Origin of the sequence: Myxococcus llanfairpwllgwyngyllgogerychwyrndrobwllllantysiliogogogochensis, from assembly GCF_006636215.1 — a bacterium.
GTDB lineage: Bacteria > Myxococcota > Myxococcia > Myxococcales > Myxococcaceae > Myxococcus > Myxococcus llanfairpwllgwyngyllgogerychwyrndrobwllllantysiliogogogochensis.
On the sequence record NZ_VIFM01000550.1, the window covers coordinates 1 to 1,146 of the forward strand.

Genomic DNA, 1,146 nt, shown 5'->3' on the forward strand with positions numbered 1-1,146 from the left:
CAGCGTCAGATGTGTCTAAGAGACAGGGTTGGAGGGGGACGGGCGTGATGGCGGCCGGAGGAGGCGGACGGATTCGCGCCGTCAGCTCCTGGCGCAGCAGCGCGGCGACTCCAAGGGCCGTCACGACTCCCGCGGTCGCGACCCAGCCAGCCTTTGCACGCATGATGTGGACCTCCCAGGCTCCTCGCACCCGCGCAGCCTGGGCGAGACAGATGAGACTACCATTCCCGGGGGCGTTCTGGGCACGGCCGCCGGGGTCTTCCCCGCTGTGAAGGGCGTGGGAGTAGGGTAGGGTGTCCGCCGTTCCCGCACCCTCGGATTTCTCCACCGCATGTCCACCGATGTTCCTGTTTCAGGAGAGGCGCCGCTGCCTATGTCCCTGGGCGCGCGGTTGCGCGTGCTGGGCGCGGAGCTGGCCTTTCCCGTGGGGCTCTTCTTCTTCAGCCGTCTGGCCTTGTTGCTGCTCGCGCGCGTATCGCTCGCGTTCGACAACAGGCTCCACCGAGCGCCCTTCCAGCAGGTGGGCCCTGCGGGGCTGGATGCGTTCTGCCGGTGGGACTGTGGTTGGTACATGGAGATCGCGCAGAAGGGCTATGAGCGCCCCCAGGCCACGAACTTCTTCCCGTTGCTGCCCATGTTGGGGCGGTGGGTGCGAGACGCCACGGGCCTGAGCATCCAGGTCTCGTTGGTGCTGGTGGCCAACGTCGCCGGGTTGTTGGGACTCATCGTCCTGTATCGGCTGTTTCGCGCGCTGGAAGGCGAGGAGACGGCCCGTGTCTCGCTGCTGCTCTTCACGGCGTATCCCTTCGCCTTCTTCCAGTCCGCGGGCTACCCCGAGTCGTGGATGGTGTTCCTCACCGCGCTCGCGCTGCTCTTGAGCCTGCGCGGCCGTCACTGGTGGGCGGCGCTCGCCCTGGGCTTCGGCGGTCTGGCGCGGCACCTGTCCCTGGCGGCGGGCCTGTCCCTCTTGTTCCAGCAGGTGCGCGCTCGTGGGGGCGGGCTTCGGGCGTGGTTCCACCGCGACATGCTCGCGCTGGCGATACCGCTGGTGATGACCTCGCTCTACTTCGTCTTCCTCTGGCGGAAGTTCGGAGACCCTCAGATCTGGTGGAAGGTGCGCGGAGGCGAGTGGGCGGGGGCCTGGGC

The 1,146-nt window shown here is 68.1% G+C and carries 1 protein-coding gene; it reads left to right on the forward strand.

What is annotated here, in order from left to right; translation table 11 throughout:
• Nucleotides 1–331: 331 nt before the first annotated feature.
• The coding region (locus FJV41_RS49235) for a mannosyltransferase family protein (protein WP_141649522.1) at nt 332–1,146 on the forward strand (815 nt) is incomplete at its 3' end.